The sequence below is a fragment of the Ramlibacter paludis genome (assembly GCF_022012305.1).
Taxonomy (GTDB): Bacteria; Pseudomonadota; Gammaproteobacteria; order Burkholderiales; family Burkholderiaceae_C; genus Ramlibacter; species Ramlibacter paludis.
Map to the genome: position 1 here is coordinate 110,341 of NZ_JAKLTM010000009.1, position 26,062 is coordinate 136,402.

20 protein-coding genes are annotated in these 26,062 nt (G+C 69.5%); 10 read left to right on the plus strand and 10 right to left on the minus strand.

Annotated features, from left to right (window positions below; genetic code table 11):
• Positions 1 to 75: 75 nt before the first annotated feature.
• From LZ009_RS24335 to LZ009_RS23385, 5 genes are all read right to left on the minus strand, one after another.
• A complete protein-coding gene (locus LZ009_RS24335; protein ID WP_275700402.1) occupies positions 76 to 1,965 on the minus strand; it encodes an alpha/beta hydrolase family protein in 1,890 nt (629 codons plus the stop codon).
• 119 nt (positions 1,966 to 2,084) lie between these two features.
• The gene (locus LZ009_RS23370) at positions 2,085 to 2,849 is read right to left on the minus strand and encodes a class II glutamine amidotransferase (protein ID WP_275700403.1); all 765 of its coding nucleotides are present in this window, start codon (positions 2,847 to 2,849) and stop codon (positions 2,085 to 2,087) included.
• A gap of 7 nt (positions 2,850 to 2,856) precedes the next feature.
• A complete protein-coding gene (locus LZ009_RS23375) occupies positions 2,857 to 4,323 on the minus strand; it encodes an MFS transporter (RefSeq protein WP_275700404.1) in 1,467 nt (488 codons plus the stop codon).
• A complete protein-coding gene (locus tag LZ009_RS23380) occupies positions 4,320 to 4,553 on the minus strand; it encodes a cysteine-rich CWC family protein (protein WP_275700405.1) in 234 nt (77 codons plus the stop codon). The genes LZ009_RS23375 and LZ009_RS23380 overlap by 4 nt, the downstream gene beginning before the upstream one ends.
• Positions 4,516 to 6,942, minus strand: coding sequence for a DUF1631 family protein (locus LZ009_RS23385; protein ID WP_275700406.1), 2,427 nt, complete (start codon positions 6,940 to 6,942; stop codon positions 4,516 to 4,518). Before LZ009_RS23385 ends, LZ009_RS23380 begins: the two co-directional genes overlap by 38 nt.
• A gap of 143 nt (positions 6,943 to 7,085) precedes the next feature.
• On the opposite strand from LZ009_RS23385, the gene LZ009_RS23390 reads away from it, so the two are divergent.
• Positions 7,086 to 7,895, plus strand: a complete 810-nt coding sequence (locus tag LZ009_RS23390) for a GNAT family N-acetyltransferase (protein WP_275700407.1) — start codon at positions 7,086 to 7,088, stop codon at positions 7,893 to 7,895.
• A gap of 85 nt (positions 7,896 to 7,980) precedes the next feature.
• Here LZ009_RS23390 and LZ009_RS23395 read toward each other — a convergent pair whose 3' ends face one another.
• Both LZ009_RS23395 and LZ009_RS23400 read right to left on the minus strand, forming a co-directional pair.
• Positions 7,981 to 10,176 (minus strand): malate synthase G, encoded by a 2,196-nt coding sequence (locus LZ009_RS23395; RefSeq protein ID WP_275700408.1) that lies wholly within the window; start codon positions 10,174 to 10,176, stop codon positions 7,981 to 7,983.
• A gap of 32 nt (positions 10,177 to 10,208) precedes the next feature.
• Positions 10,209 to 10,889 carry a haloacid dehalogenase type II gene (locus tag LZ009_RS23400; RefSeq protein ID WP_275700409.1) on the minus strand — a complete coding sequence of 227 codons (681 nt, stop codon included), beginning with the start codon at positions 10,887 to 10,889 and terminating at the stop codon, positions 10,209 to 10,211.
• Between the two features lie 144 nt (positions 10,890 to 11,033).
• Here LZ009_RS23400 and hisC point away from each other — a divergent pair, with 144 nt between their 5' ends.
• The 6 genes from hisC to LZ009_RS23430 all read left to right on the plus strand — a co-directional run bounded on the left by hisC (position 11,034) and on the right by LZ009_RS23430 (position 19,636).
• Positions 11,034 to 12,026 (plus strand): histidinol-phosphate transaminase, encoded by a 993-nt coding sequence (gene hisC, locus LZ009_RS23405; RefSeq protein ID WP_275700410.1) that lies wholly within the window; start codon positions 11,034 to 11,036, stop codon positions 12,024 to 12,026.
• Positions 12,027 to 12,050: 24 nt separating this feature from the next.
• On the plus strand, positions 12,051 to 13,004 hold the full coding sequence (locus tag LZ009_RS23410; protein ID WP_275700411.1) for a Bug family tripartite tricarboxylate transporter substrate binding protein: 954 nt from the start codon (positions 12,051 to 12,053) through the stop codon (positions 13,002 to 13,004).
• A gap of 65 nt (positions 13,005 to 13,069) precedes the next feature.
• Positions 13,070 to 14,008 (plus strand): LysR family transcriptional regulator, encoded by a 939-nt coding sequence (locus tag LZ009_RS23415; RefSeq protein WP_275700412.1) that lies wholly within the window; start codon positions 13,070 to 13,072, stop codon positions 14,006 to 14,008.
• Complete coding sequence (locus LZ009_RS23420) at positions 14,005 to 14,460, plus strand: DUF2214 family protein (RefSeq protein ID WP_275700413.1); 456 nt, start codon at positions 14,005 to 14,007, stop codon at positions 14,458 to 14,460. The genes LZ009_RS23415 and LZ009_RS23420 overlap by 4 nt, the downstream gene beginning before the upstream one ends.
• A 96-nt stretch (positions 14,461 to 14,556) precedes the next feature.
• Positions 14,557 to 16,845, plus strand: a complete 2,289-nt coding sequence (locus tag LZ009_RS23425) for a PAS domain-containing protein (RefSeq protein ID WP_275700414.1) — start codon at positions 14,557 to 14,559, stop codon at positions 16,843 to 16,845.
• Positions 16,846 to 16,915: 70 nt separating this feature from the next.
• On the plus strand, positions 16,916 to 19,636 hold the full coding sequence (locus tag LZ009_RS23430; protein WP_275700415.1) for a PAS domain-containing hybrid sensor histidine kinase/response regulator: 2,721 nt from the start codon (positions 16,916 to 16,918) through the stop codon (positions 19,634 to 19,636).
• Positions 19,637 to 19,648: 12 nt separating this feature from the next.
• On the opposite strand, the gene LZ009_RS23435 is transcribed toward LZ009_RS23430, so the two are convergent.
• The 3 genes from LZ009_RS23435 to LZ009_RS23445 form a co-directional block, all read right to left on the minus strand.
• Positions 19,649 to 19,864 carry a hypothetical protein gene (locus LZ009_RS23435; RefSeq protein WP_275700416.1) on the minus strand — a complete coding sequence of 72 codons (216 nt, stop codon included), beginning with the start codon at positions 19,862 to 19,864 and terminating at the stop codon, positions 19,649 to 19,651.
• A gap of 93 nt (positions 19,865 to 19,957) precedes the next feature.
• Positions 19,958 to 21,757, minus strand: coding sequence for an oligoendopeptidase F (gene pepF, locus LZ009_RS23440; protein ID WP_275700417.1), 1,800 nt, complete (start codon positions 21,755 to 21,757; stop codon positions 19,958 to 19,960).
• A 42-nt stretch (positions 21,758 to 21,799) separates the two neighbouring features.
• A complete protein-coding gene (locus LZ009_RS23445; RefSeq protein WP_275700418.1) occupies positions 21,800 to 22,798 on the minus strand; it encodes a Bug family tripartite tricarboxylate transporter substrate binding protein in 999 nt (332 codons plus the stop codon).
• Positions 22,799 to 22,904: 106 nt separating this feature from the next.
• Between LZ009_RS23445 and argS the strand changes: the two genes are divergently transcribed.
• The 3 genes from argS to LZ009_RS23460 all read left to right on the plus strand — a co-directional run bounded on the left by argS (position 22,905) and on the right by LZ009_RS23460 (position 25,983).
• A complete protein-coding gene (gene argS / locus LZ009_RS23450) occupies positions 22,905 to 24,578 on the plus strand; it encodes an arginine--tRNA ligase (protein ID WP_275700419.1) in 1,674 nt (557 codons plus the stop codon).
• Positions 24,579 to 24,592: 14 nt separating this feature from the next.
• A complete protein-coding gene (locus LZ009_RS23455) occupies positions 24,593 to 25,258 on the plus strand; it encodes an SPOR domain-containing protein (protein ID WP_275700420.1) in 666 nt (221 codons plus the stop codon).
• 74 nt (positions 25,259 to 25,332) lie between these two features.
• Positions 25,333 to 25,983: a thiol:disulfide interchange protein DsbA/DsbL gene (locus LZ009_RS23460; RefSeq protein ID WP_275700421.1), complete on the plus strand. Its 651-nt coding sequence runs from the start codon at positions 25,333 to 25,335 to the stop codon at positions 25,981 to 25,983.
• The last annotated feature ends 79 nt before the right edge of the window (positions 25,984 to 26,062 follow it).

The window sequence follows — 26,062 nt, forward strand, 5'->3', positions numbered from 1 at the left end:
AGGAGGCCGATGGCTGCAAGGGCAAGGCTGCGCCCGGCGCGATGAACGCGAACTTCATGGACTGCTCCTGGCGCGCTATTGGCCGATGTTCTTCTGCAGGAACTTCTCGACGCGGGTCCACCAGTCGATGCGATTGGGGACCAGCTTCCAGCCGTGCCCTTCGTCGGCGTATTCGACCCACTCCACTTGCGGGTTGGTCTTGGCCAGGGCGTCGCGCAGTTTCACGCTGTGGATGATGGGCACGCGGCGGTCCGCGTTGCCGTGCGCCAGCAGCAGGGGTTGCTTGACGCGCGCCGCCTGCTCGATGGGCGAGGTCGCCTTGAATTGCGCGGCGTCCTTGTCCTTGTCACCCACGAGCACCGGCATGCCATAGAGCTTGTAGGCCTCCGGCGAATCGCTCCAGGTCACCTCGTACTTCAAGGTGAGGTCGCTCACGCCGGCCCACGAGATGCCGCACTTGTACAGGTCCGGGTCGTTCACCAGGCCCATGAGCGTCGCGTAGCCCCCGTAGCTCGCACCGGCGATGCAGATGCGCGCCGGATCCGCGATGCCCTGCGCGATGGCCCAGCGGGTGGCGTCGGCCACGTCGTTCTGCATCGCCAGTCCCCATTGCTTGAAGCCGCGCCGCAGGTGATCGAAGCCGAAGCCGTCGCTGCCGCGGAACTCCGGCTCCAGCACGACGTAGCCGCGCGAAGCCAGGAACTGCGAGTCCGCCTTCCATTCCCATTCCTCGCGCACCCAGGGACCGCCGTGCACCAGCACGACCATCGGCATCTTCTTTCCCTTCGGCGTCCCCTTCGGCACGGTCAGCCAGGCGGGAATCTGCAGTCCGTCGCGGGCCGCGAAGCGCACCAGGTCCATGGGCGACATCTGTTTCGCATCGATGTCACGCTGCGACTTGCCCAGCTCGGTCAACTTGCCGGCCTTGGCATCGAACAGCAGGTAGCGGCCAGGGTCCACGTCGGAATAGGCGTAGACCAGCATGTACTGCGCCTCCGGCCGCAGGGCGGGTTCCAGCACGTTGACCGTTCCCGGCAACAAGCGATCCACCTGCGCCTGGACGCCCTTCATCCGGGCGTCGAACCACACCGTCGAACGCGCATCGCTCAGGAAGCGTACTCCCAGCACCTGCTTGGTGTCCTGGACCAGCGAGCCGTGGAAGTCGTAGTCCGGCATGTTGACCAGCGGCTCGGCATCGAGCTTCCGGGCCCGCAGGTCGTAGCGATAGAGCGCCCGCTTGTCCTTGCCGCGGCGCGCCGCCACGAACAAGGTGCCATCCGGTGCGAAGCCCACCGGGACCATGCTGCCGTCGATATAGCGGTCATATTCCACCAGCGGCGTCCAGCGCTCGGACGGGCTGTCGAATACCTGCAAGGCTCCTTTGGCGTTCTCGCCCGTGATCGCGATGCGGGGAACGTCGTTTTCGTCGGTCAACCACGCAAAGGCGGACCCTGGTCCGCGGACGGGGACCGCGCGGCCGGTACGCGTGTTCAGGCGCAGCAGCTGGAGGTTGTTGACGTCCCAGTTCCGGTCCACCTGGACGTTGACGACGAAGATGTCGTCCGAATCCTTCTTGGCCGTGGTGCTCTGGAAGTAGTGAAAGTAGTTCAGCATGCGCGACACCACATTCGTGTTTTCGCGCTCGTACGGATTTTCGCGATCGACCAGCTGGCGGAAGTCGGAGCCATCACGCTGCACGGCGTAGAGGCCGGGGCCGAGCCGGTTCTCGCCTTGCGGCGTTTCCTTGGACCAGACGCTGAACACCAGCCGGTCGTCATTGACCCACTCGATGTTGAACACGTCCGCGTCCTTGGGCGAGGCGACGGCCTTGGCCTTCATCGTCTCGGTCTCCAGCACCACCAGCTGCGTGTGGCCGCCCTTGGGCGTCACGCCGACGGCCACGTAGCGCCCGCTCGGAGACAGCTGGGCGTCCTGGAATGCCGGGTTCTGGAAGAAGGCTTCCACAGGCACCGCCGCTTTCGCAGCAACAGCCAGGACAAGCCCCAGCCCGAAAAAAGCAGCGCGAACTGCCCGCAGTTTGATGTGTGACATAGCGCGGCTTTATACCTGCGCCACGGCCGGGCTCACCCCCGGATTTGCCCGTCCACGAACACTTTCAGTTCACCCGGCGCGAACTGCGTCCACGTTTCGTTGACGGTCAGTGGCGCCGTCACCACGACCGCCACCCTGTCGTCGGGTGTCGTGTTGCGGGCGAAGTCCACGCTCAGGTCCTCGTCGGCGAGCTGCGCGTGGGCAAAAGGATGCTTGCGCTCCACGTACCAGAGGTTGGTGGAGCAGTGCGCCCACAGCGCATCCCCATTGGAGAGGAGGAAGTTGAAGCGCCCATGCTTGGCAATGGCCGGCACCAGTTCGCGCAGCGTCAGCGTGAGCTCCTCGACGCTGGGCACGCCGGCGTGCGACTTCGACATCTCCTGCATCAGCCAGCAGAAGGCGCGCTCGCTGTCGGTGTTGCCCACCGGCTTGAAGCTGGCGTGCAGCCGCGGCTGGAAGTCCTGCAGGTCGCCGTTGTGCGCGAACACCCAGTAGCGGCCCCACAGCTCGCGCACGAAGGGATGGCAGTTCTGCAGCGCCACCTCGCCCTGCGTCGCCTTGCGGATGTGCGCCACGACGTTGCGGCTCTTGATCGGGTAGCGGCGGATCAGCTCCGCCACCGGCGACTCGCAGGCCGGCTGGTGGTCGACGAAGTGCCGCAGGCCCAGGCCCTCGAAGAAGGCGATGCCCCAGCCGTCCGAATGGTGGTCGGTGCGGCCGCCGCGCTGCGCGAAGCCGGCGAAGCTGAAGGTCACGTCGGTCGGCGTGTTGCAGTTCATCCCGAGCAGCTGGCACATGGGGCGATTATTGTTCGGGCGGGTCGCCTTGGGGGCCGCCTTTGAGTTGCCAGGCGGCCAGCATCGCCAGCGCGCAGATCGCCGCCAGCATCAGGAACGATTCGTCGAAGGCCGCCAGCCGCGCGTCGCTGGTCGGCCCGCGCAGGTTGGTGCCGTGCACTTCCAGCCGCCACTCCAGCACGATCGCGCACAGGCTCACGCCGGCGGCGCCGCCGAGCATGCGCAGGAAGTTGATGACGCTGGCGCCTTGCGGGATCAGCTCCTTGGCCAGCGGCCGCATGGAACCGAGGTTGAGCGAGGGCAGCACGAAACCCAGGCCGATGCGGCCCAGGATCGCCCAGGCCACCAGCAAGGCGAGCGGCGTGCCCAGGTTGACGGTGGGCATCAACGCGAACGAAGCGGCCAGGAGCAGGAGGCCGCCGCCGACCATCACGTTGGTGGGCAAGCGGCGCGTGAGCCGCCCGGCCAGGCCGATGGTGATCGCCAGCACGATGCCCGAAGGCAGCAGGATGGTGCCGACGTGCGAGGCCGCGAGTCCCAGGCCCAGTTGCATGAAGACCGGCAGCAGGTAGGTCGAGCCGAACAGCGCGATGCCGTAGATGAAGGCGACCAGGCTGCCGAACGCATAGCTGCGGTAACCGAAGACGGCCAGGTTCAGCAAGGCTTCGCGGCCGGTGCGCTGCGCGCGGCGCAGCCAGGCGACCAGCCCCCCGAACAAGGCCAGTGCGAGTCCCAACAGGCCGAAGGCCAGCAGGCGGCTGCCGCCGCGCACTTCGAGCAGTCCGTTCAACAGCGCGAGGGTGCCGCCGGCGCCCAGCAGCAGGCCGATCCAATCGAGCCGCGTGCCTTCGCGCTGGGCCGCCGCGCCGCCGGGCGCGCTGACGGGGACGAAGCGGTAGGCGAGCCAGATCGCCAGCACGCAGAACGGCACGACCATGAAGAAGATCGAACGCCAGCCGAACAGGTCGACCAGCACGCCGCCTATGCTGGGGCCGAGCGCCGGCGCCAGCACCACGCCCATGCCGAACATGCCGCTGGCGCGGCCCTGCTCGTGCGGCTGGAAGGCGCGCATCATGATGATCGCCGGGATCGGCTGCACGATGCCCGCGGCCAGGCCCTCGGCCACGCGCGCCGCCAGCACCAGCGGGTAGTACGAAGCCAGGCCGCCGCCGATGCCGCCGGCCATCAGCAGCAGCATCGTGCCGGTGTAGGTGCGGCGGTAGCCATAGCGCGACAGCAGCCAGGGCGTGGTCAGCATCGACACGGTCATCGCCACCATGAAGCCCGAGGACACCCACTGCGCCTGTTCCTGGTTCAGCGTGAAGTAGTGCGCCATGTCGGGAATGGCGACGTTGACCACCGTCGACGACATGATGGAGGCCATCGTGCCCACCATCACCGACAGCATCAACAGCCAGCGGTAGCGCGGGCCGTAGCGCTCGCTCAGCGCGGCGATCGAGCTGGCTTCGCTCACGCCTCTGAGGCGCGGCGCGCGCAGGTTTCGCAGATGCAGGCCAGGCCGCGGGCCTGCTCGGGCACGCGCGCCAGCAGGTCGGCGCCGAAGTCGACCTGGGTGCACCAGCAGGCCTCGGGGGCGCGGCCGGTTTCGCGCGCGACTTCCATGGCGCAGCGATTCAGCCCGCCGCAGAGCGGGCAGGCGGATGCGTCAATGGACGGCGGCGACGGCCGGGGCGGCGACTGCATGCCCGAATGGTAGCCGCTGGCTGGCGATCGTCTCGAGCGCGCGCGGCACCACGGCGTCCGACTCCACCGGCCGCAGCAGGCGCGAGCGCAGCAGCCGCTGCAGGCTGCGCCGCGTCATCGAGTGCGGGCGGTTGCCCTGGCTCGTGAACATGTAGAAGGCGCCGTTGCCGGAAGTCCAGACCAGGCGGGCGCGGTGCCACTGCTGGTGCGAGTGCAGGTCGACCCAGCTGTCGACGGCCAGCGCCGCCATCTGCTGCTCGGCCTCGGCTTCTCCCAGCGGTTCGTCCGGCAGGATCACCTCGCCGTGGTGGGCGGTGAGTTCGCCGTGGCCGGAGGGCCGGGTGTCCTCGAAGCCGGCCGCCTGCAGTTCCGCCTCGCCCATCCAGAGCTGGTCGGGGCCGCGCGAAGGCGGCTGCGGCGCGGGCGGCGCAGCGTGGCGATCGGACGCCGGCATCTCGCCCTGGCGTTGCTTGGCGCGCAGCTTGAGCACCGGCCTGTGCAGGCGTTCGAGGTGCTGGAAGAAGGCCTCGCTGTCGGCGGGCGATTCGCCCAGCATGGCCAGGCCCGCGCGCAGCTTCATCAGCACCTGCGGGATCAGCGCGAAGGCGCGGGCGGGCTCGTGCAGCGCACGATCGGGGTTCACGCTGAACAGCAGGTCGGCCAGCAGCGCCACGTAGCCGCCGGGATCGATCCCGTGCTGCGGATCCGACAGGCGCGCATGCGCGACCACCAGGCTCCAGCGGCGCAGCACGAAGTCGCGCATCGTCTCGGTCGCTTCGGCGAGGTCGCTGCGCTGCGCGAATTCGCCGGCGATGCGGTCGGCTTCCTGCTGGCGCTTCTGGGCGAACTCCACCGCGCGCAGCACCTTCTTCTGCGCTTCGGCGTCCAGCGTGTCCTGCGCGGCCCAGCTGGCTTCCAGGGTGGCCAGCGCCAGCCGGAACGGCCCGACGCCGTCGAAGGAGTCGAAGTCGTTGAGCCGGCGGAAGTTCTGCACCACCGGGCCGAGGAAGGCGCGGAAGGCGACGCTGAATTCGTCGTTGAAGGCGAAGCTGCGCTCGGCCACCCGCTCGATCAGGCGGCGGCCCGGATGCTCCTCGTCGCTGAAGAAGCGCGGCGCCACCAGCGACAGCCGCAGCAGCGAAGGCTCGAGGCCGACGATGGCTTCGCGCACCGGCGCGAGCAGGCGCGGGTCCTGCGCCACTTCGTCGACCAGCTTGCGCACGACTTCCAGCGCGTAGACCTGGCCCAGTTCGCGCGCCTGCTGCTTGAGGCGGCCGCGCACCAGCGCGCGCTCGCGCGGCTGCGCCAGGTTGCCCCAGGTCTCCTGCGGCAAGGGGCTGTTGGTGCCGACCTGCCGCGGCGGCCGCTCCACCGGCGGCAGGTGCACGTATTGCTGCGCCTGCGCGCTGTCGTAGCTGACGTGCTGCGTCTCGGCTTCGATGGCGGCGATCTCGGCTTCGATCGCGGCGTAGTAGGAGGGCTGCAGTTCCTGCTCGCCCTGCGGCAGGCCGCGGCGGAGGAATTCACCCAGCTGCATGCCTTCGTGCGATGCGGACTGAAGCGGCGCGTGGCCGCTGTGGCCATGGCTGCCGCCTGCGGCCTGCGGCACCCCACCGGCGCCCGATCCGCCGCCGCCGCCGCCGGCCGGCGCACTGCCGCCCGCAGGTCCCAGCCCCTGGAAGCCCGAAGGCGCGCCCCCGCGTTGCTGCGCGGGCATGCCGCCGTCGGCGGGCAGCAGCGGCGCCGCGCGCGAAGGCGTGCCGCGCAGCCGGTAGCCGGCCGCCTGCACGCGCGCCAGCGTCAACAGGTGCGACTGGTCGCCATAGAGCTCTTCGAGTTCCTTGGCCAGCGGGCTCACCATGTGGCGCAGCCAGAGCGCCGGCCAGGCCGGTTCGACCTTGGTCTCGCCCATCAGCTTGCGCAAGGTGCGGGCGTAGACCTCGGGGCGCAGCGGGTTGCGTTCGGGCTGCACCACGTCGAGCCCGAGCGCGCTGCTCATGAGCGCGTCCAGCTCCGCCAGCGGCCGCTCCAGCATGGCATTGAGCTGCTGCGCGAGGCGCGAGGATTCGATCGCTTCGTCGATCTCGTTCTCGCCCACCAGCGTGAGCGACGAGGGGCGCAGCGCCGGCGCCGGCTTGTCGGCGCTTTCGCCGCTGGCGTCGGCGTGGAAGGCGGCCTGCAGCAGCTGCGGGAAGCGCACGGCCCAGCGCGCGCGCCGGGCCAGCAGCTCGCGCCAGGCGTCGGCGCAGTCGCGGCGCTCGTCGTTCTTGTGCGCCTGCATCTCCGCGGCCTGCAATTCGGCCACGGCGTGGTCGACGCAGCGCTCCAGGAGATGGGTGGCGGCGCGGGCGGCTTCGCCCATGCTGCGGGTGACGGTGGCGGTGGTCATGACGTCTGCGGGCCGGGATGCAGTCATTAGAGCTACAGCATGCCGCAGCCGCAGGGTCGGCCAAAGGGCTCCGGCCAAGTGGTGCGTCCGGTGCGCCGGATGGCGGCCAAAGCGTAAGTGAGTGTTTCGCCCATACTGGATGGATGGCTGAATTCCATCTCGTTCCCGCGGACCGGGTCGATCCGCAGCGCCTGCACGCGGCCTTCGGCGCCGCCTTCGCCGATTACCTGATCGGGCCCTTCCAGCTGGCGCCCTCGCAGTGGCCGCAGTTCCTCGGGCGGCAGGCGGTCGACCTGGGCTTGAGCCGCGTCGCGGTGGAAGGCGACGCGGTGCTGGCCTTCTGCTTCGTGGCGCCGCGGCCCGCGTGGCGGCGCTGGCGGCTGGCGACGATGGGCGCGGTGCCGCAGGCGCGCGGCACGGGCGTGGCTCCGGCCCTGCTGGACGAATTCATCGCGCGGGCGCCGGGTGGCGTAGAGCTGGAGTGCTTCGCGCAGAACACGCGGGCGCTGCGGCTGTACGAGGGCCGGGGCTTCGCCGTCCGGGACGCCTTGTACGGCTACACGTTCACGGCCACGGCGTCATCCCCGCGCAGGCGGGAACCCAGTGCGCCCGCATTGGAGGACGCATTCACGTGGCTGGACGGCCGCGACCTTCCGCTGCAGGTGACAGGCGCCGCGCTGCGCGCCTTGCCGGTGCCGCTGCAGGCGTGGCGGGAGGGGTCGGCGCAGCTGGTGTTTTCGGAAGCGGCCGAGCGCAAGGTCGTGATCCACAGCCTCGTCGACGGCGATGCGGGCCAGCGCGATGCGCAGGCGCTGGTGGAAGCGCTGCTGGGGCGCTATGCGGAATGGACGATCCATGTGCCGCAGTTGCAGCGGCGGGAGGTGGGCGGTGAGGCGCTGGAGAGACTGAGTTTCGAGCGGCTACCGTTGCATCAGGTTTGGATGATGCGGTGAGGCGCCGGGAGCCGCGGTTCCTTCGTCACCACGGCCTACGGAGCAACCGTCCGTAGGCCGTGGTGAGCGCGCAGCCGAACCGCTCTTACGCCCCCGTCTTCACCTTCAAGCGCCAAGCATGCAACAGCGGCTCGGTATAGCCGCTCGGCTGCTCTTCGCCCTTGAACACCAGGTCCAGCGCCGCGCGATAGGCGTACGACTTCTCGAAGTTGCCGGCCATGTTCTTGTACGCCGGATCGCCCGCGTTCTGCTTGTCCACCACCGCGGCCATGCGCTCGAAGGTCTTCATGACCTGCTCCTTGCTCACCACCCCATGGCGCAGCCAGTTGGCGATGTGCTGGCTGGAGATGCGCAGCGTGGCGCGGTCTTCCATCAGGCCGACGTTGTGGATGTCCGGCACCTTGGAGCAGCCCACGCCCTGGTCGATCCAGCGCACCACGTAGCCCAGGATGCCCTGCACGTTGTTGTCCAGTTCCTGCTGGCGCTCTTCGGCCGTCCACTTCGCTTCGCGCACCACCGGCACCTGCAGCAGGCCCGCCAGCAGGTTGTCGCGCTCGGCGCCGGCGCTGGTCTTCTCCAGCTCCTTCTGCACGGCGGCCACGTCCACCTGCAGGTAGTGCAGCGCGTGCAGCGTCGCGGCGGTGGGCGAGGGCACCCACGCGGTGTTGGCGCCGGCCTTCGGGTGCGCGATCTTCTGCTCCAGCATCGCCGCCATCAGGTCCGGCATGGCCCACATGCCCTTGCCGATCTGCGCCCGGCCCCGCAGGCCGCACGACAGGCCGACCAGCACGTTGCTCTTCTCGTAGGCCTGGATCCAGGCGCTGGACTTCATGTCGCCCTTGCGCAGCATGGGCCCGGCCAGCATCGCGGTGTGCATCTCGTCGCCGGTGCGATCGAGGAAGCCGGTGTTGATGAAGGCGACGCGCGGTGCCGCGGCGGCGATGCAGGCCTGCAGGTTGACCGAGGTGCGGCGCTCCTCGTCCATGATGCCCAGCTTCACCGTGTTGGGCGCCAGGCCCAGCAGCTGCTCGACACGGCCGAACAGCTCGGAGGCGAAGGCCACTTCCTGCGGCCCGTGCATCTTCGGCTTGACGATGTAGACCGAGCCGGTGCGCGAGTTGCGGATCCCGTTCTTGCCCTTGCCTTGCAGGTCGTGCAGCGCGATCGCGGTGGTGATGACCGCGTCCATGATCCCTTCCGGAATCTCCTTGCCGCCGTTCCACAGGATCGCCGGATTGGTCATCAGGTGGCCGACGTTGCGCAGGAACAGCAGCGAGCGGCCATGCAGCCGCACTTCGCCGTTGCCTTGCGGATTCTTGTACACGCGGTCAGCGTTGAGGCCGCGGGTGAAGCTCTTGCCGCCCTTGCTGACCTGCTCGGTCAGCGTGCCTTCCAGGATGCCCAGCCAGTTGCGGTAGGCGAGCAGCTTGTCTTCGGCATCGACGGCGGCGATCGAATCTTCCAGGTCGAGGATGGTGGACAGCGCCGATTCCAGCACCACGTCGCTCACGCCCGCCGCGTCGGTGCGGCCGATCGTGTGCGCGCGGTCGATGCGGATGTCCAGGTGCAGGCCGTTGTGCACCAGCAGCACCGACGAGGGCGCACCGGCGTCGCCCTGGTAGCCGACGAATTGCGCGGGATCCTTCAGCCCGCTCGAGACGCCGCCCTTCAGCTGCACCACGAGCTTGCCGCCTTGCACCTGGTAGGCGGTGGCGTCGACATGCGAGCCCTTTTCCAGCGGGGCGGCCTGGTCCAGCACCTTGCGTGCATAGGCGATCACCTTGTCGCCGCGCACTTCGTTGTAGCCCGGGCCCTTGTCGGCGCCGCCGGTGGTGGGAATGGCGTCGGTGCCGTAGAGCGCGTCGTACAGCGAGCCCCAGCGCGCGTTGGCCGCGTTGAGCGCATAGCGTGCGTTGAGGATGGGCACCACCAGCTGCGGGCCGGCCTGCAAGGCGAGTTCGGCGTCGACGTTGGCCGTGGTCGCCTTCGCGCCCGCGGGCGGCGTGACCAGGTAGCCGATCTTCTCGAGGAAGCCGCGGTAGCCGGCCAGGTCGGTGATCGGGCCCGGGTTGTTGGCGTGCCAGGTGTTCAGCTCGTTTTGCAAGCGATCCCGTTCGGCCAGCAGTGCCGCGTTCTTCGGCGCCAGGTCGCGCACGATGGCGTCGAAGCCGGCCCAGAACCTGGCGACGTCGACGCCGGTGCCGGGCAGCACCTGGTCGTCGATGAAGCGCTTGAGGGCGCTGTCCACCTCGAGTCCGTGGACGGTGGTGCGGCTGGTCATGGTGTTCTCCTGGGTAGTCAAGGGATTCGGGTTCATTCGAAGAAGGCCAGCACGTCGCGCAGGCTGCTGCCGCTGCGCGTGGGCTGCGTGCCCAGTTCCTCGAAAGGCAGTTGGTAGCGGTTGACCCACAGCGTGCGGTAGCCGAACCAGGTGGCGCCGAGCGCGTCCCAGCTGTTGCAGCTGACGAACAGCACGTCGCGCGCGGCGAGGCCGGTGGCCTGCGTGCCGAGGCGATAGGCCTCGGGATGGGTCTTGTACTTGCGGATCGTGTCGACCGACAGCACGTGATCGAGCAGGCCTTCGAGGCCGGCGCTGCGCACCGCCACGCCCAGCATGCCGGGGTCGCCGTTACTCAGGATGCCGGTCTGCACGCGCCGGCCCTTGAGGGCCTGCAGCACTTCGCGGACCTCGGGGAAGGCCGAGAGATGCCGGTACTGGTTCATCAGGCGGTCTTCCTGCTCCGGGCCGAGCGCGATGCCCAGGCGCTTGCAGGCGTAGCGCAGCCCGGCGCGCGTCAGCTCCCAGAACGGCTGGTAATGGGCGCCGTCGTTGCTGGTGGTGACCAGGCGCGTGTATTCGATCTGCTTGTCGCGCCAGAGCAGGCCCAGCGCCTGGCCCTGGCCGGGAAAGAGTTGTTCCGCGAGCAGGCCCACGCTGTACACGTCGAACAGCGTTCCATAGGCGTCGAACAGGACGGCGCGCGGCTTTTCCATGCACCCGACTGTATTTGATACTTGCTCGACCATTAATGACGGCAAATGTCATAAATCCGGAACCTGCGCGACGGTAATCCGGCGATTGCAAGGGTGTGCCCCGATATGGGGCGGAACCGGCGCCGGATAAATTTAAGTTGTTAAATGATCCAGCTCGCCTCCAACGAAAACCCCCTGGGCATGCCGGCCGCGGCGCGCCAGGCCGCCGCCGACGCCCTGGCCGGCGCCGCCCTCTACCCCGACGCCACCGGCCGCGCGCTGAAGGAGGCCCTGGCCGCCCGCCTGGGCGTCACGCCGGACTGGCTGGTGCTCGGCTCCGGCTCCAGCGAGATCCTCACGCTCACCGCGCAGGCCGTGGTGAAGCCGGGCGAGGGCGTGCTGTGGTCGCAGTACGGCTTCGTCGTCTACGCACAGGCTGCGGCGCTGGCGCGCGGCGAGGGCCGGGCCGTGCCGGCGCAACGCTTCGGCCATGACCTGAAAGCCATGGCGGCGGCGATCACGCCGCAGACGCGCCTCGTGTTCGTCGCCAATCCGAACAACCCGACGGGCACCTTCCTCGAAGGCGCGCGGCTGCAGGAATTCCTGGCGCAGGTGCCGCGCGAAACGACCGTCCTGCTCGACGAGGCGTACACCGAATACCTGGCGCCGCGCCAGCGCTACGACGCCATCGGCTGGCTGCGCGCTTTTCCGAACCTGGTCGTCGCGCGCACCTTCTCCAAGGCGTACGGATTGGCGGGGCTGCGCGTGGGCTATGGCGTGGCGCAACCGGCGCTGGCGGCCAGGCTCAATGCGATCCGCCCCCGCTTCAACGTCACGACGCCCGCATTGGCGGCCGCAGTGGCTGCGCTTGCCGACAACGACTTCGTGCAACGCACCTACGAGCTCAATCGCGTCGGCCGGGCGCAGCTTTCCGAAGGCCTGGGCCAACTGGGCGTGGAGACGCTGCCTTCGGCCGGCAATTTCGTGATGGCCTGCTTCGCCGACGCGCGCGGCGTGCATGCGGCGCTGCTGCGCGCCGGCATCGCCGTCTCCACGCTCGACAACTACGCGCTGCCCGACTGGCTGCGCATCACCGTCGGCACGCAGGAACAGAACGCCGCCGTGCTCGAAGCCGTGGCCGACGCCGCGCGCGCCTGAACCGCAATTCCCAAGGAGAAGTCCATGCAACGCCGTACCTTCGCTGCCCTCGCCGCCGCCTCGCTTGCCGCGCCTTACGCGCTGGCGCAGGACCGCACCCTGCGCATCTGGGTGGGCTTTCCGCCCGGCGGTTCGGCCGACGTCATCGCGCGGCTGCTGGCGGAGAAGCTGCGCGCCTCGCTCGGCCAGAACGTGCTGGTGGAGAACAAGCCGGGCGCCGCCGGCCGCCTGGTGCTGGGCGAACTGAAACGCATGCCGCCGGACGGCCAGAACCTGGTGCTGTCGCCGAGCGGCGCGATGGTGATCGCGCCCTGGCTCTACAGCAACATCGGCTACGACCCGGTGAAGGACTTCACGCCGGTCTCGCGCCTGGTCACCTTCGACTTCGCCGTCACGGCCGGTCCGGGCGCGCCGCAAGGCGACCTCAAGTCGGTGCTGGCCTGGATGAAGGCCAACCCCGGCAAGGCGAACTACGCCACCTCCGGTGCGGGTACGGTGCCGCACTTCGCGGGCCTGCTGCTGTCGCAGGCGGCCGGCGTGCAGCTCACGCACGTCGCCTACCGTGGCGGCGCGCCGGCGGCGCAGGACCTGATCGGCGGCCAGATCCCGCTGATGGTCGACACGGCTTCCGAAACCATCGAGCACCACAAGGCCGGCAAGGTGCGCATCCTCGCGGTCACCGGCGACCAGCGCACGCGCGCGCTGCCCGACGTGCCCACGCTGAAGGAGCAGGGCATCGACATGGCCGCCGACGCTTTCTTCGGCCTCTATGGCCCGCCGGGCATGCCGGCCGACGTGGTGGCGCGGATCGACCGCGCCGTGGGCGACGCGCTGAAGGACCCCGCGATCCAGGAACGCATCTACGGCTTCGGCCTGGTGCCCAACCACGCGCCGGCGGCCGAACTCGCGGCGACGCAGGTGGCGCACCTCAAGCGCTGGGAAACGCCGATCAAGTCCTCGGGCTTCAAGGCCGAGTAACCGCACGGCGGAATGCCGCGCATAACTGCTTGATTTGAACCCGGAACGCGCATAATCCGCGCGGCATGGACAAACTCAAGCAGCTGGAGTCCTTCGTCTCGGTGGCCACCAAAGGCAGCCTGACGGCCGCGGCGCGCGCCGAAGGGGTGGCGCCGGCCATCATGGGGCGGCGCCTCGATGCGCTCGAGGAGCGGCTGGGCGTGAAGCTGCTGGTGCGCACCACGCGCCGCATCACGCTCACGCACGAAGGCAGCGCCTTCCTGGAAGACTGCCAGCGGCTGCTGGCCGACCTGGGCAACGCCGAAGCAAGCGTCAGTGCCGGCGGCGTCAAGGCGAGCGGCCACCTGCGCATCACCGCGCCGGCCGGCTTCGGCCGCCGCCACGTCGCGCCGCTGGTGCCCCGCTTCCGCGAACTGCATGCCGACGTGACCATTTCGCTCAACCTGAGCGACCGCGTGGTCGACCTCGGCGGCGAGGGCTTCGACTGCGCGGTGCGCGTGGGCGACTTCCCCGATTCGTCTCTGGTGAGCGTGCGGCTGGCCGACAACCGCCGCATGTGCGTGGCCGCGCCGACCTACCTGAAGCAGCATGGGACCCCCGAGCATCCCAACGACCTGCTCAAGTTCGACTGCCTCACCTTGTCCAGCGATGCCTCGCAGACGCGCGGCTGGGCCTTTTCGCTGCCGCGCGACGGCGCCGGCGCCGAGCCGGAGCTGGTGCACTTCAAGCCGGCCGGCCCGCTCGATTGCTCCGACGGCCAGGTGCTGCACGACTGGTGCGTGCAAGGCTACGGCATCGCCTGGCGCAGCACCTGGGAGGTGGAGCAGGAGATCGCCGACGGCCGCCTGCGCGAAATCTTGGCCGCCTATGCCGCGCCCCCCAACGGCATCTACGCCGTCTTCCCGCAGCGCAAGCACCTGCCGCTGCGGGTGCGGCTGTGGATCGATTTCCTGAAGCATCACTACGCGCAGCCCCAGTTCTGGATGGCCGCCAACAACAAATGACGCTCGAAGCCCTGCTTGCCTACTTCCACCTGCTGGCGATCCTCACGCTGGTGGTCTTCATCGCCAGCGAGGCCGCGCTGTGCCGGCCGGAGTGGATGAACGCCACCATCGTCAACCGGCTGGTGACCGTGGACCGCGTCTACGGCATCGCCGCCGGCGCGGTGCTGGTCACCGGGCTGCTGCGCATCTACCTGGGGATGAAAGGGTCTTCGTACTACTGGAGCAACTGGCTGCTGCACGTGAAGCTCACGCTGTTCGTCCTCACCGGCCTGATCTCGATCGCTCCGACCCTGCGCTTCGTCCGCTGGAAGAAGCAGCTGCAGGCGGGCGGCGCCTTGCCCGACGCCGAGGAAGTGCGCCGGACGCGCAAGCTGGTGATGCTGCAAGCCCACATCATTCCGCTGATCCCGCTGGCGGCGGTGTTCCTGGCACGCGGCTTCGGCGCGAAGTAGCCGCTGCACCGCAACCTTTCTTCGTAGGGGCAAGCGCAGCACCTCAGCCGCACGGCCTGTGGCAGGATGGCAACCCTTCGCCGTAAGCCGTACGAGATGAAAAGCATTGGCAGTTCTGCATCGCCCGCGCGCGACGTGGGCGAAGTCACCGCCGCGCAGCGCATGCAGATCGCGCTGGAAGCCAGCGGCACCGGCACCTTCTTCTGGAACATCGTCACCGACGAGCTCTGGTGGGACCATCCCCTCGACAAGCTGTTCGGCCTGCTCCCCGGCGAAGCCGTGCGCTCGCTGGAGCAGTTCGTGGCCCTGGTGCATCCCGACGACCGCGCGGAAGTCATCGAGCGCTGCCAGCGCTGCAAGCACGAGGCGGCCGACTTCGAGATGGAATTCCGGGTGGTGTATCCGGACGGCTCCGTGCACTGGCTGTACGACCGCGGCCGCACCTTCACCAATTCCGAGGGGCAGGCGCAGTACATGACCGGCGCCTGCGTCGACGTCACCGAGCGCCGGCGCGCGCGCGAGGCCCTGCGCCGCAGTGAAGTCTTCTACCGCCGCACGCTGGAGTCGGTACCCGGCTTCACCTTCTCGACGACGGAGGACGGCGACTGCGATTACCTGAGCTCGCAATGGTCGGCCTACACCGGCGTCGAGGTCACGGCGCATTTCGGCCGCGCCTGGATGGACGCGCTGCATCCCGACGACCGGGCGCGCGCCCGCCTCGCGTGGGAGACGGCGGTGGCCGCGCGCCGGCCTTACCAGGTGGAATACCGGATCCGCCGGTACGACGGCCAGTACCAGTGGTTCAAGGCGAATGGCTGCCTGGTCGAAGCGGGGGACGGCCAGCCCTCGCGCTGGATCGGCACCATCCTCAACATCCAGGACCTGAAGCAGGCGCAGGCCAAGGTGCTGGCGCGCGAGCGCGAGCTGCAGAGCATCACCGACAACTCGCCGGACGTGATCGCCCGGTTCGACCGCGACTGCCGCCACGTCTTCGTCAGCGCCGCGGCCAGCCGGCTCACCGGCAAGCCCACCTCCGCGTTCATCGGCCGTACCAATCGCGAGCTGGGCATGCCGGATGCGCTGTGCACCTACTGGGAATCCAGCATCGGGCAAGTCTTCCTGGAGCGGCAGCCGCTCAACATGCAGTTCGAGCAGGACGTCGACGGCCAGCCCCGGCATTTCGCGACGCGGCTGGTGCCCGAGTTCGACGAGGTGGGCGAGGTGCGGCACGTGCTGGCCGTCGCGCGCGACGTCAGCGAGTCCTGGGAAGCCGAGGAGGCGCTGCGCCGCGCCGACCAGGCAAAGGACGTCTTCCTCGCGACCCTCGCGCACGAACTGCGCAACCCGTTGGCGCCGATCCGCGCCGGCATCGGCGTGCTGCAACGCGGGGCGGGCGAGCGCGAGCAGGCGCGCGCTCTTTCCATCATGGAACGGCAGGTGCACCACATGGTGCAGCTGGTCGACGACCTGTTGGACCTGGCGCGCATCGGCCAGGGCAAGGTCGTGCTCCGGCGCGAGGTGCTGCCGCTGCAGGAAGTGCTGGAGCACGCCGTCGAGACGACGCGCCCGCTGATCGAGGCGCAGGGCCACGACTTCGTCTGGGAGCCCGGGGATCCGCAGACCCACGTGCATGGCGACATCACGCGGCTGGCGCAGGTGGTGGGCAACCTGCTCACCAACGCGGCCAAGTACACGCCGCCGCGCGGCCGCGTGCGGCTGCGCACGCAGGACGAAGGCAGCGACGTCTGCATCATCGTGGAGGACAGCGGCGTCGGCATTCCGCGCGAGATGCTGGGGCGCGTGTTCGACCGCTTCGTGCAGGTGAACCAGACGCTGGAGACCTCGCAGGGCGGCATGGGCATCGGCCTGAGCGTCGTGCGCTCGCTGGTGGAGATGCACGGCGGCCGTGTCAGTGCCGACAGCGCGGGCCCCGGCAGCGGCACGACCATCCGCGTCTGGCTGCCGCGCGCGCAGTCCGACTACGCGCGCGCCGCCGCCACGGCGGCCCCGATCGCGACCCAGGGCGCGGCCAAGCGCGTGCTGATCGTCGACGACAACGCCGACGCCGCGGAGACCCTGGCGATGCTGGCCGAAATGCACGGGCACGTCACGCGCGTGGCCAACGACGGCCCCGCCGCCATCTCGGCGGCCAAGGAGCACGAGCCGCAGATCGTCTTCATGGACATCGGCATGCCGGGCATGAGCGGCTACGAGGTGGCCACGCACCTGCGTTCGCTGCCCGGCTGGCAGGACCGGATGATCGTCGCGCTGACCGGCTGGGGCACGGAGGAGGACCGTGCCAAGAGCCTGGCCGCGGGCTTCGACGTGCACCTGGCGAAGCCGGTGGACCTGGCCGTGGTGGAGAAAATATTGGCGGCGCGCTGATGGATTTGGCCGCCGGCGCGGGTTTTCACGCCGGCCGCGGGGTAGAGTGGGGCATCTCGTCCCCTCATCCATGGCAACGCAGCTGATCCCCGCCGAATCGACCGACCCCTCCGTGCTGAAGGAGGCGCTGGAGGCATCGGGCCTGGGCTTCTGGACGTGGGAGCTCGCCAGCGACGTGGTCACCTGGTCCGCCGAGAGCTATCGCATCCACGGCATCGCGCCCGGGCAGTTCGCGCTGACCGGCGCGGCTTTCTTCGAGCTGGTGCATCCGGCCGACCGGGAGCGCGTGGAGGCCACGGTGCGCGCCTCGCTCGACCAGCGCAAGCCCTACGAGTGCGAGTTCCGCATCCTGCGGCCGAGCGGCGAGGTGGCCTGGGTGGCCAATCGCGGCCGGGGCCGCTACGCGGCCGACGGCAGTCCGGTCGGCATGATCGGCACCATTGCCGACATCTCCGCCTCCAAGCTGGCCGAACAGGCAATGCAGGCGGCGCTGGAGGCCAGTGACTCCGGCACCTTCCACTGGGACATGCGCAGCGACTCCCTGCGCTGGGATGCCGCCCTCGATCGCCTCTTCGGGCTGCAGCCCGGCCAGGCCGTGCAGTCGCTGGCGCAATTCATCGCGCTCGTGCATCCGGAGGACCGCGCCGGCGTCATCGCCCGCTGCGACCGCTGCCGCACCGAAGGGGCCGCGTTCGAGATGGAGTTCCGCATCATCCGGCCGGACGGCAGCGAGCGCTGGCTGTACGACCGGGGTCGCACCTTCCGCGACCCGCAGGGGCGCCCGGCCATGATGACGGGCGCCTGCGTGGACATCACGCACCGCAAGGGCACCGAGCTGGCGCTACGGCGCAGCGAGGCCTTCTACCGGCAGGCGCTCGAGTCGCTGCCGGGCATGACCTGGACCTGCGACGCGCGCGGCTTCGTCGATTACCTCAGCGAGCAGTGGCAGACCTTCACCGGCATCCCCAGCGAGCGCCTGATGGGCGAGAACTGGTCGCTGGCGCTGCACCCCGCCGACCGCGACGCCACGGCGGCCCGCTGGCGCGAGGCGGTGGACCGGGGCCTGTTCTACGACTTCGAATACCGCGTGCGGCGCCATGACGGCGAGTACCGCTGGTTCCAGGCCCGTGGCACGCCGATCCGCGACGCCGACGGCCGCGTCGCCAGCTGGCTGGGCATGGCGATGGAAGTGCACGCGCTGAAGGAAACGCAGGCGGCGCTCAAGGAGACGGGCGACCGCTTCGCGCGCGCCCAGCGCGCGGGCGGCGTCGGCGTGTGGGAGCTGGATGAAGCGACCGGCCTCGTGGTGTGGAGCGAGGAAGTCGCGAAGCTCCTCGGCGTGGCCGAAGTGCAGCTCGACGCCGTGCCGGCGCACGTATGGCGCGACGCGCTCCATCCCGAGGAAGTGGCGCGGATCGAGGCCGGCCTGGCCGCCGCCTGGGACAGCGGCCGCTTCCACGAGGTCTACCGCGTGGTGCACACGGATGGCCGGCTGGTGTGGCTGGAAGCCGAAGCGCAGGTGCTGCCGGGGTCGACCGGCGTGGGCCGGCGGCTGGCAGGCACCGTGCGCGACGTGACCGAGCGGCAGGTCGCGGAAGAAGCGCTGCGCACCGCCGACCGCATGAAGGACGAGTTCCTGGCGACGCTCGCCCACGAGCTGCGCAATCCGCTGGCGCCGCTGCGTACCGGCCTCGAGGTGCTGCGCCGCGGACAGCCCGGCTCCCCCGTGGTGGAGCAGGCGCGCTCGATGATGGAGCGGCAGCTGGGGCACATGGTGCGGCTGGTCGACGACCTGCTGGACATCTCGCGAATCAGCCGCGGCCACATCGAGATCCGGCGCGAGGCGGTCGAGGTGGGCACGATCATCGCGCACGCGGTGGAGAGCTCGCGCCAGCTGGTCGAATCCAAGCAGCATGCGCTGGAGGTGGAAATCGCGCCGGAAGTGCTGTGGGTCGAAGGCGACCTCACGCGCCTGGCGCAGGTGGTCGGCAACCTGCTGAACAACGCCGCCAAGTACACGCCGCCCGGCGGGCGCATCCGCGTCGGCGCGCGCCGGCGCGGCGACCAGGTGGAGATCTACGTGGCCGACAACGGCACCGGCATCGCCGCTGCCGCGCAGCCGCGCGTGTTCGACCTCTTCATGCAGGTGGAAGGCACGCGCCGGCATTCGCAAGGCGGACTCGGCGTGGGGCTGGCGCTGGTGCGGCGCCTGGTGGAACTGCACGGCGGCACGGTGACCGTGCAGAGCGAAGGCGTCGGGCAAGGCAGCACCTTCATCGTGGCGCTGCCGCCGGCGGCCGCCTTCGCGCGCGCCTCGGTTGCGCCGGCGGCTGCCGCGGATGCCCGGGCCACGGTCCCATCGCGGCGCGTGCTGGTGGTCGACGACAACGTCGACGCCGCCGAAACCATGGTGACCGTGCTGGCGATGGCGGGGCACGAGGCGCGCGTCGCGCATGACGGGCACCAGGCGCTGGAGGTCGCGCGCGCTTTCCTGCCGCAGGTGGCGTTCCTCGACATCGGCTTGCCGGGCATGAGCGGGCTGGATGTGGCGCGCCGGTTCCGGGCGGATCCGGCACTGGCCGGCGCCGTGCTGGTTGCCTTGACCGGCTGGGGCACGGAAGACGACAAGCGGACCTGCCTGGAGGCGGGCTTCGACCTGCACCTGACCAAGCCGGTGGATGCCGATGCCGTGGAGCAGGCCGTTGCCACCTGGGCGGGGTTCCAGGTCAAGGACGCGCCTGCGGCAGCGGCGCCGGGGGCTGCTGCAGACGGAGTGCGGCCGCCTCCCTGAGGCGCCGCGGCCTCAGCTGCCCGGCACGTCGCGGTCGGTGGCCCGCCGCAGCGGATGCGCCGGCTGCCGCGCCGCCGGCGCGTCGCGCAGCCCACCACCGCGGTTGCTGGTCTTCTGCAGTTCGTCGCGGGCCATGTGCTGCCAGAGCGTGCTGGTGCCCTCGCCCGAACGGGCGCCGGGCTGTTCCAGTTCGCCGCCCGCTTCGGTCGGCACGCATTGGTTTTCCATGCGGCCACTCTAGGCGCGGGCCGTTCGCAGGGAGCGGCCTTTACGTCGCCCTTACCTGCCGGGTGCTCGCAGCGTGCGCAAATTCCGCTGTCGTCAGAAGCCTTGCTCCAGCTCGGCCACCATGCGGCCCACGTAAGCCACCGCTGCGCGCACCGGTTCCGGCGAAGCGAGGTCGATGCCGACCTTGCGCATCAACTCCAGCGGCGGCAGCGTCCCGCCGGCACGCAGCACGTCGAGCCAGGCGGTGAAGACGCCGGGACCCTCGCGCTCGGACTTGTCGGCCAGCGCGGTCGCGGCCACCAGGCCCACCGAGTAGGTGTATGGATAGAGGCCGAAGTAATAGTGCGGCTGCCGCATCCAGGTGAGTGCCGCGCCGTCGTCGATCTCCACGGCGTCGCCCCAGAACCTCTGCAGGATCGCGCGCTTCTTCTCGTTCAACAGCGACGCGGTGACGGGCTGTCCGGCCTCGGCCAGGCCGTAGACCTGGTGCTGCAGCTCCGCTTCCAGCAGGTGCGTGACGAAGTTGTGGTGGTAGGTGCCCAGCACCTGCATCAGCACCCAGCGGCGCATGCGCGCATCGCCGCCGCGCGCCAGGATGTGCCGCGCCAGCAGCACCTCGTTCATGATCGACGGCGCCTCGACGAAAGGCATGGCGGGCCGCGTGTTGACGAAGCGCTGCGACCTCCCGGCCATCGTGAAGTGGCCGGCATGCCCCAGTTCGTGGGCGAGGATGAAGGCGTCGCGCATCGAATTCGTCCACGTCATCAGGATGAACGGATGCGCGCCATACGGCGAGGCGCAGAAGGCGCCGGACGACTTGCCGAGGTTGTCGACGCGGTCGATCCAGCGGCGCGCGAAGGCCGTGCGCACCATCTCGCCGTATTCCTCGCCCATGGGCTCCAGGGCCCCGACGATCAGGGCGCGCGCTTCCTCGAAGTCGAGCGAGGGCGCGTAGGAAGGATCGAGCGGCGCCTTGAGGTCGCAATACAGCAGCTTGTCGAGCCCCAGCACGCGCTTGCGCAGGCGCGCGTAGCGCTGCATGTGCGGCGCCAGCTCCGCCTGGATCGTCTGCAGCACGTTCAGGTACAGCGCGTGCGGCACCTTGTGGTGCTGCAGCTGGTAGTGCTCGGCGCTCTCGTAGCCGCGCGCCTTGGCGAGCACGACGTTCTTCTGCACCTCGGTGGCGAAGGTCGCCGCATAGGTGTTCTGGTAAGGCTTGAGTCCCTCGCAGAACGAGGCCCAGGCCGCACGCCGCACGCCGGCATCGGGCGAGCTCTCGTAGCTCCACTCGTAGAGGTTGAAGGAATTCGGGTGTGTCGCCCCGGCAGGGTCGGTGAAAGAAGCGAAGCGCAGGTCGCTGGACTTCGAGCGCGTGTACGTCATGTACGGCGCATCCAGCACTTCGCCGAGCGACGCGAGCACCTGCTCCGTTTCGGCCGACAGCATGTGCGGCTTTACGGCGGCCAGGTCGTCCAGGCTGGTCTTGTGCACGGCCAGCAGCGGCTGCTCGCCCAGGTAGCTGTCCACGGTGCCGTCCGGCAGCGCCAGGATCTCGGTGTCGACGAACTTCAGCGCCGCATCGATGCGCGCGATGGCGGCGGCCGCATTGGCGTGGTCCGCTTGCCGCGCCGCATCACCGCCATCTTCGGCGTTGCGCAGGAAGCTGAAGGCTTCGGCGCGGTGCAGGCGCGCGAGCAGGGCGTCACGCGCGTCCAGGCAGGCCAGCAGCACGTGCGAGCCCGTGCCCAGCTGGCCGCGGTGGCGCGTCACGGTGTCGAGCGAGCGCTCGATCGCGTCCAGCTCCGCCAGCCACGCTTCGCGCGTGGCAAACAGTTCGTCCAGGTTCCAGGTGGCTTCGCGCTCCACCTGGGCGCGGGTGAGGGGTTGGTTCATCCGCGGAGTATTCCCCGCACCCGCCCTGGCCGCTATCGGGGACTACTCGAACTTGGCGCCCGAGTCCTTCACCACCTTGGCCCAGCGCGCTTTCTCGGTCTTGATGAAGTTGCCGAAATCGGCCGACGAGCCCGGGCGGGTTTCGGCGCCCATCTTCAGCAGGCGCTCCTGCATGTCCGGCGTCGCCAGGATCTTGCTGACGGTCTGGTGCAGGGTGGCGACCACCGCCGGCGGCGTGCCGGCGGGCGCGGCGATGCCCTGGTAGGAGCCGGTCTCGAAGCCGGGCAGGTTGGCGGACTCGGCGACCGTGGGCACGTTGGGCGCGCCGGGGAAGCGCTTGGCGCTGGAGATGGCCAGCGCCTTCAGCTTGCCGCCTTCCACCATCGGCCAGGTGGCGACCATGCCGTTGAACAGCACGTCGGCCTGGCCGGCCACCACGTCGTTGATCGCCTGGGAGCCGCCCTTGTAGGGGATGTAGGTCCACTGGATGCCGCTGCGCAGCGCGAACTCGATGCCGGCCAGGTGGTTGGCGCCGCCGGTGCCGCTGATGGCGAAGTTCAGCGAGTTGGGCTTGGCCTTGGCCAGCGCGATCAGCTCCTTGGCATCCTTGGCCGGCAGGCCGGGGCGCGCGGCCAGCAGGTGCGGCGAGTAGGCCACCAGCAGCACGGGCGCGAAGTCCTTCACCGGGTCGAAAGGCAGCTGCGGGAACACGCTGGGCGCGATGGCTAGCGAGCCGATGTCCGTCAGCAGCAGGGTCAGGCCGTCCGGCGCCGACTTGGCGACGAAGTCCGAGCCCAGGTTGCCGGTGGCGCCGGCCTTGTTCTCCACCACCACGGTGGCGCCCAGCGCTTCGGCCATGCGCTGCGAGAGCAGGCGGGCGAGGATGTCGGAGGTGCCGCCCGCGGGGTTGGGCACGACGATCTTGATGCTCTTGCCGCCGAAGTACGGGTCGGCGGCGAAGGCGGACTGGGGCGCGGCGGCGGCCAGCGTGGCGACGGCAGCCGCGGCCAGCAGGGCGCGGCGGGACAAGGAATTCGGCACGGGGAAGTCTCCTGGGGATGGGGGCCGTCGAATGACAGCGTTGTCATGGTAACGTTGTCATCGCACCTGCGTCAAGGCCGTCTACCCCACTCCGTAGAATCCCCGGATGCTCCTCGTGAAACAAGAACTGCTGGCGGCGCTTGCCGCCGGCCTCGAACAGCTGTCGCCCGGTGCCGGCGACAAGGCGCTGTTCGAATCGCCCAAGGTGGCCGCGCACGGCGACCTGGCCTGCACCGCGGCCATGCAGCTGGCCAAGCCGCTGAAGAAGAACCCGCGCCAGGTGGCCGAGGCCCTGCGCGACAACCTGCTGGCCGCGCCCGCCTTCCAGAAGTGGGTGGATTCCGTCGACATCGCCGGACCGGGCTTCCTGAACATCAAGCTCAAGCCCGCGGCCAAGCAGCAGGTCGTGCGCGAGGTGCTGGGCACCGGCGCGCAGTTCGGCCGCCAGCCGGCCAACGGCAAGCACATGATGGTGGAGTTCGTGTCCGCCAATCCCACCGGTCCGCTGCACGTCGGCCACGGCCGCCAGGGCGCGCTGGGCGACGCCATCTCCAGCCTGTACGAGACCCAGGGCTGGGACGTGACGCGCGAGTTCTATTACAACGACGCCGGGGTGCAGATCGCCACGCTGGCCAACAGCGTGCAGCTGCGCGCCAAGGGCCTGAAGCCCGGCGACGCAGGCTGGCCCGAGGCCGCCTACAACGGCGACTACATCCAGGACATCGCCGACGACTTCAAGGCGAAGAAGACCGTCAAGTCCGACGACCGCGAGTTCACCGCCAGCGGCGACGTCGAGGACCTGGACGGCATCCGCCAGTTCGCCGTGGCCTACCTGCGCCACGAGCAGGACCTGGACCTGCAGGCTTTCGGCGTGCAGTTCCGCAACTACTACCTGGAGTCCAGCCTGTACACCAGCGGCAAGGTCGACGCGGTGGTGCAGAAGCTGCAGGCCAACGGGAAGACCTACGAGCAGGACGGCGCCCTGTGGCTGAAGACCACGGACTACGGCGACGACAAGGACCGCGTGATGCGCAAGTCCGACGGCTCGTACACCTACTTCGTGCCCGACGTCGCGTACCACATCACCAAATGGGAGCGCGGTTTCACCAAGGTGCTGAACGTGCAGGGCACCGACCACCACGGCACCATCGCGCGCGTGCGCGCCGGCCTGCAGGCGGCCGGCGTCGGCATTCCCCAGGGCTATCCGGATTACGTGCTGAACACGATGGTGCGCGTGATGCGCGGCGGCGAGGAGGTCAAGCTCTCCAAGCGCGCGGGCAGCTACGTCACGCTGCGCGACCTGATCGAGTGGACCAGCAAGGACGCGGTGCGCTTCTTCCTGCTTTCGCGCAAGGCCGACACCGAATACACCTTCGACGTCGACCTGGCGGTGGCGAAGAACAACGACAACCCGGTCTACTACGTGCAGTACGCCCACGCGCGCATCTGCTCCGTGCTGGCGGCCTGGGGCGGGGACGTGGCAACGCTGACCGACGCCGACCTGTCGGCGCTGGAGCACCCGGCCGCGTTGAACCTGATGCTGGTGCTGGCGCGTTACCCGCAGATGCTGGCGGACGCCGCGGCGGACTTCGCGCCGCACGACGTCACCTTCTACCTGCGCGAGCTGGCGGCGGCGTACCACTCCTACTACGACGCCGAGCGGATCCTGGTGGACGACGAGAACCTGAAGCGGGCGCGGCTGGCCCTGGTCGCCGCGGTCGCGCAGGTATTGCACAATGGGCTGGCAGTGCTGGGTGTGGACGCCCCGCAGAAAATGTGAGCGAGCGAACAAGCGTGAAACACACACAACGCGGCAACGTCATCGTCGGCATCATCATCGGCGTGGTGATCGGCCTGGCGGCAGCCCTGGCGGTGGCGGTCTACGTCACCAAGGTGCCGGTCCCCTTCCTGAACAAGGGCCCCAGCCGCTCCGCGGAGCAGGACGCGGCGGAGTCGCGCAAGAACCAGAACTGGGATCCCAACGCGCCCCTGTACGGCAAGAACCCGGCCAAGGCGCTGCCGCCCGCGCCGGGCATGCCGGCCGCATCGGCGCCGGCCAACGCCAAGGCGCCGGAAGCGGCAGCCTCCGGCGCGGCGAAGGACAAGGAAGAAAAGCCGGTCGCAGCCAAGGACAAGATCGAGGCGCCTGCCGTGACCGGCCGTCCGCCACCGGCCGACCCCCTGGGCGACCTCGCCACGGCGCGCGCCGCCGGCGGCAGCGACCCCTTCCTCTATTTCGTGCAGGCCGGCGCCTTCCGCACCCCCGAGGACGCCGAAGCCCAGCGCGCCAAGCTGTCGCTGATGGGCATCGAGGCCAAGGTGACCGAGCGCGAGCAGGCCGGACGCCAGGTCTATCGCGTGCGCGTCGGCCCCTTCGAGCGCAAGGAAGAAGCCGACAAGCAGAAGGACAAGCTGGATTCGGGCGGCTTCGAAACGGCCCTCGTGCGCGTCCAGCGGTAGCCATGCCCCGCCGGGCGGTGGAACCAACCGGGCGCCGCCCCGTCTGAGCTGAAGTTCTAGAAGAAAGACTGCAAATGAATCGTCGCGAGTTTTCGGCCGCAACGGCCGCGTCCCTGGGTGCCCTGGCGCTCGGCATGCCCGGCCTGGCGCTGGCGCAACAGAGGTTCGAAGCCGGCCGGGACTTCCGCGCGATCGACAAGCCGGTGCCGGTGGACACGCCCGCGCCGAAGATCGAGGTCGTCGAGTTCTTCTGGTACAGCTGCCCGCACTGCAACGCCTTCGAGCCCAAGCTGGTCGCCTGGAGCAAGAAGCTGCCGCCGGACGTCGTGCTCAAGCGCGTGCCGATCGCCTTCCGCGACGACTTCGTGCCGCAGCAGCGCCTGTACTACACGCTGGAAGCCATGGGCAAGCTGGACGAGCTGCACCAGAAGGTGTTCGACGCCGTGCACAGGGAGCGCAAGCCGACCAACCGCGAGGAGGCTATCCTGGAATTCGCGCAGGCCAACGGCCTGGACGTGGCCAAGTTCAAGGAGCTGTACAACTCCTTCTCCATCTCGGCCAAGGCCCGCCGCGCCACCCAGCTGCAGAACGCCTACCAGGTCGAAGGCGTGCCGGCCCTGGGCGTCGCGGGCAAGTACTACATCGACGGCGAAGTCTCCAAGGGCATGGACCGCGGCCTGCTGGTGGCCGACTACCTGATCGGCGAGGCGCGCAAGGCCAAGTAATACCGCACGGCGCCACAGGCCGTCAGCATTCGAAGCCCGCAGCCGCGGGCTTCTTCGTTTGGGCTCGCTACAATGCGCA

What these genes read in the sequence shown, in the direction of transcription:
- LZ009_RS23370 (WP_275700403.1), bottom strand. Translation starts at nt 2,849, where the DNA reads ATGTGCCAGCTGCTCGGGATGAACTGCAACACGCCGACCGACGTGACC.
- LZ009_RS23380 (WP_275700405.1), bottom strand. Translation starts at nt 4,553, where the DNA reads ATGCAGTCGCCGCCCCGGCCGTCGCCGCCGTCCATTGACGCATCCGCC.
- LZ009_RS23385 (WP_275700406.1), bottom strand. Translation starts at nt 6,942, where the DNA reads ATGACCACCGCCACCGTCACCCGCAGCATGGGCGAAGCCGCCCGCGCC.
- LZ009_RS23390 (WP_275700407.1), top strand. Translation starts at nt 7,086, where the DNA reads ATGGCTGAATTCCATCTCGTTCCCGCGGACCGGGTCGATCCGCAGCGC.
- LZ009_RS23395 (WP_275700408.1), bottom strand. Translation starts at nt 10,176, where the DNA reads ATGACCAGCCGCACCACCGTCCACGGACTCGAGGTGGACAGCGCCCTC.
- LZ009_RS23400 (WP_275700409.1), bottom strand. Translation starts at nt 10,889, where the DNA reads ATGGAAAAGCCGCGCGCCGTCCTGTTCGACGCCTATGGAACGCTGTTC.
- hisC (WP_275700410.1), top strand. Translation starts at nt 11,034, where the DNA reads ATGATCCAGCTCGCCTCCAACGAAAACCCCCTGGGCATGCCGGCCGCG.
- LZ009_RS23410 (WP_275700411.1), top strand. Translation starts at nt 12,051, where the DNA reads ATGCAACGCCGTACCTTCGCTGCCCTCGCCGCCGCCTCGCTTGCCGCG.
- LZ009_RS23415 (WP_275700412.1), top strand. Translation starts at nt 13,070, where the DNA reads ATGGACAAACTCAAGCAGCTGGAGTCCTTCGTCTCGGTGGCCACCAAA.
- LZ009_RS23420 (WP_275700413.1), top strand. Translation starts at nt 14,005, where the DNA reads ATGACGCTCGAAGCCCTGCTTGCCTACTTCCACCTGCTGGCGATCCTC.
- LZ009_RS23425 (WP_275700414.1), top strand. Translation starts at nt 14,557, where the DNA reads ATGAAAAGCATTGGCAGTTCTGCATCGCCCGCGCGCGACGTGGGCGAA.
- LZ009_RS23430 (WP_275700415.1), top strand. Translation starts at nt 16,916, where the DNA reads ATGGCAACGCAGCTGATCCCCGCCGAATCGACCGACCCCTCCGTGCTG.
- LZ009_RS23435 (WP_275700416.1), bottom strand. Translation starts at nt 19,864, where the DNA reads ATGGAAAACCAATGCGTGCCGACCGAAGCGGGCGGCGAACTGGAACAG.
- pepF (WP_275700417.1), bottom strand. Translation starts at nt 21,757, where the DNA reads ATGAACCAACCCCTCACCCGCGCCCAGGTGGAGCGCGAAGCCACCTGG.
- argS (WP_275700419.1), top strand. Translation starts at nt 22,905, where the DNA reads ATGCTCCTCGTGAAACAAGAACTGCTGGCGGCGCTTGCCGCCGGCCTC.
- LZ009_RS23460 (WP_275700421.1), top strand. Translation starts at nt 25,333, where the DNA reads ATGAATCGTCGCGAGTTTTCGGCCGCAACGGCCGCGTCCCTGGGTGCC.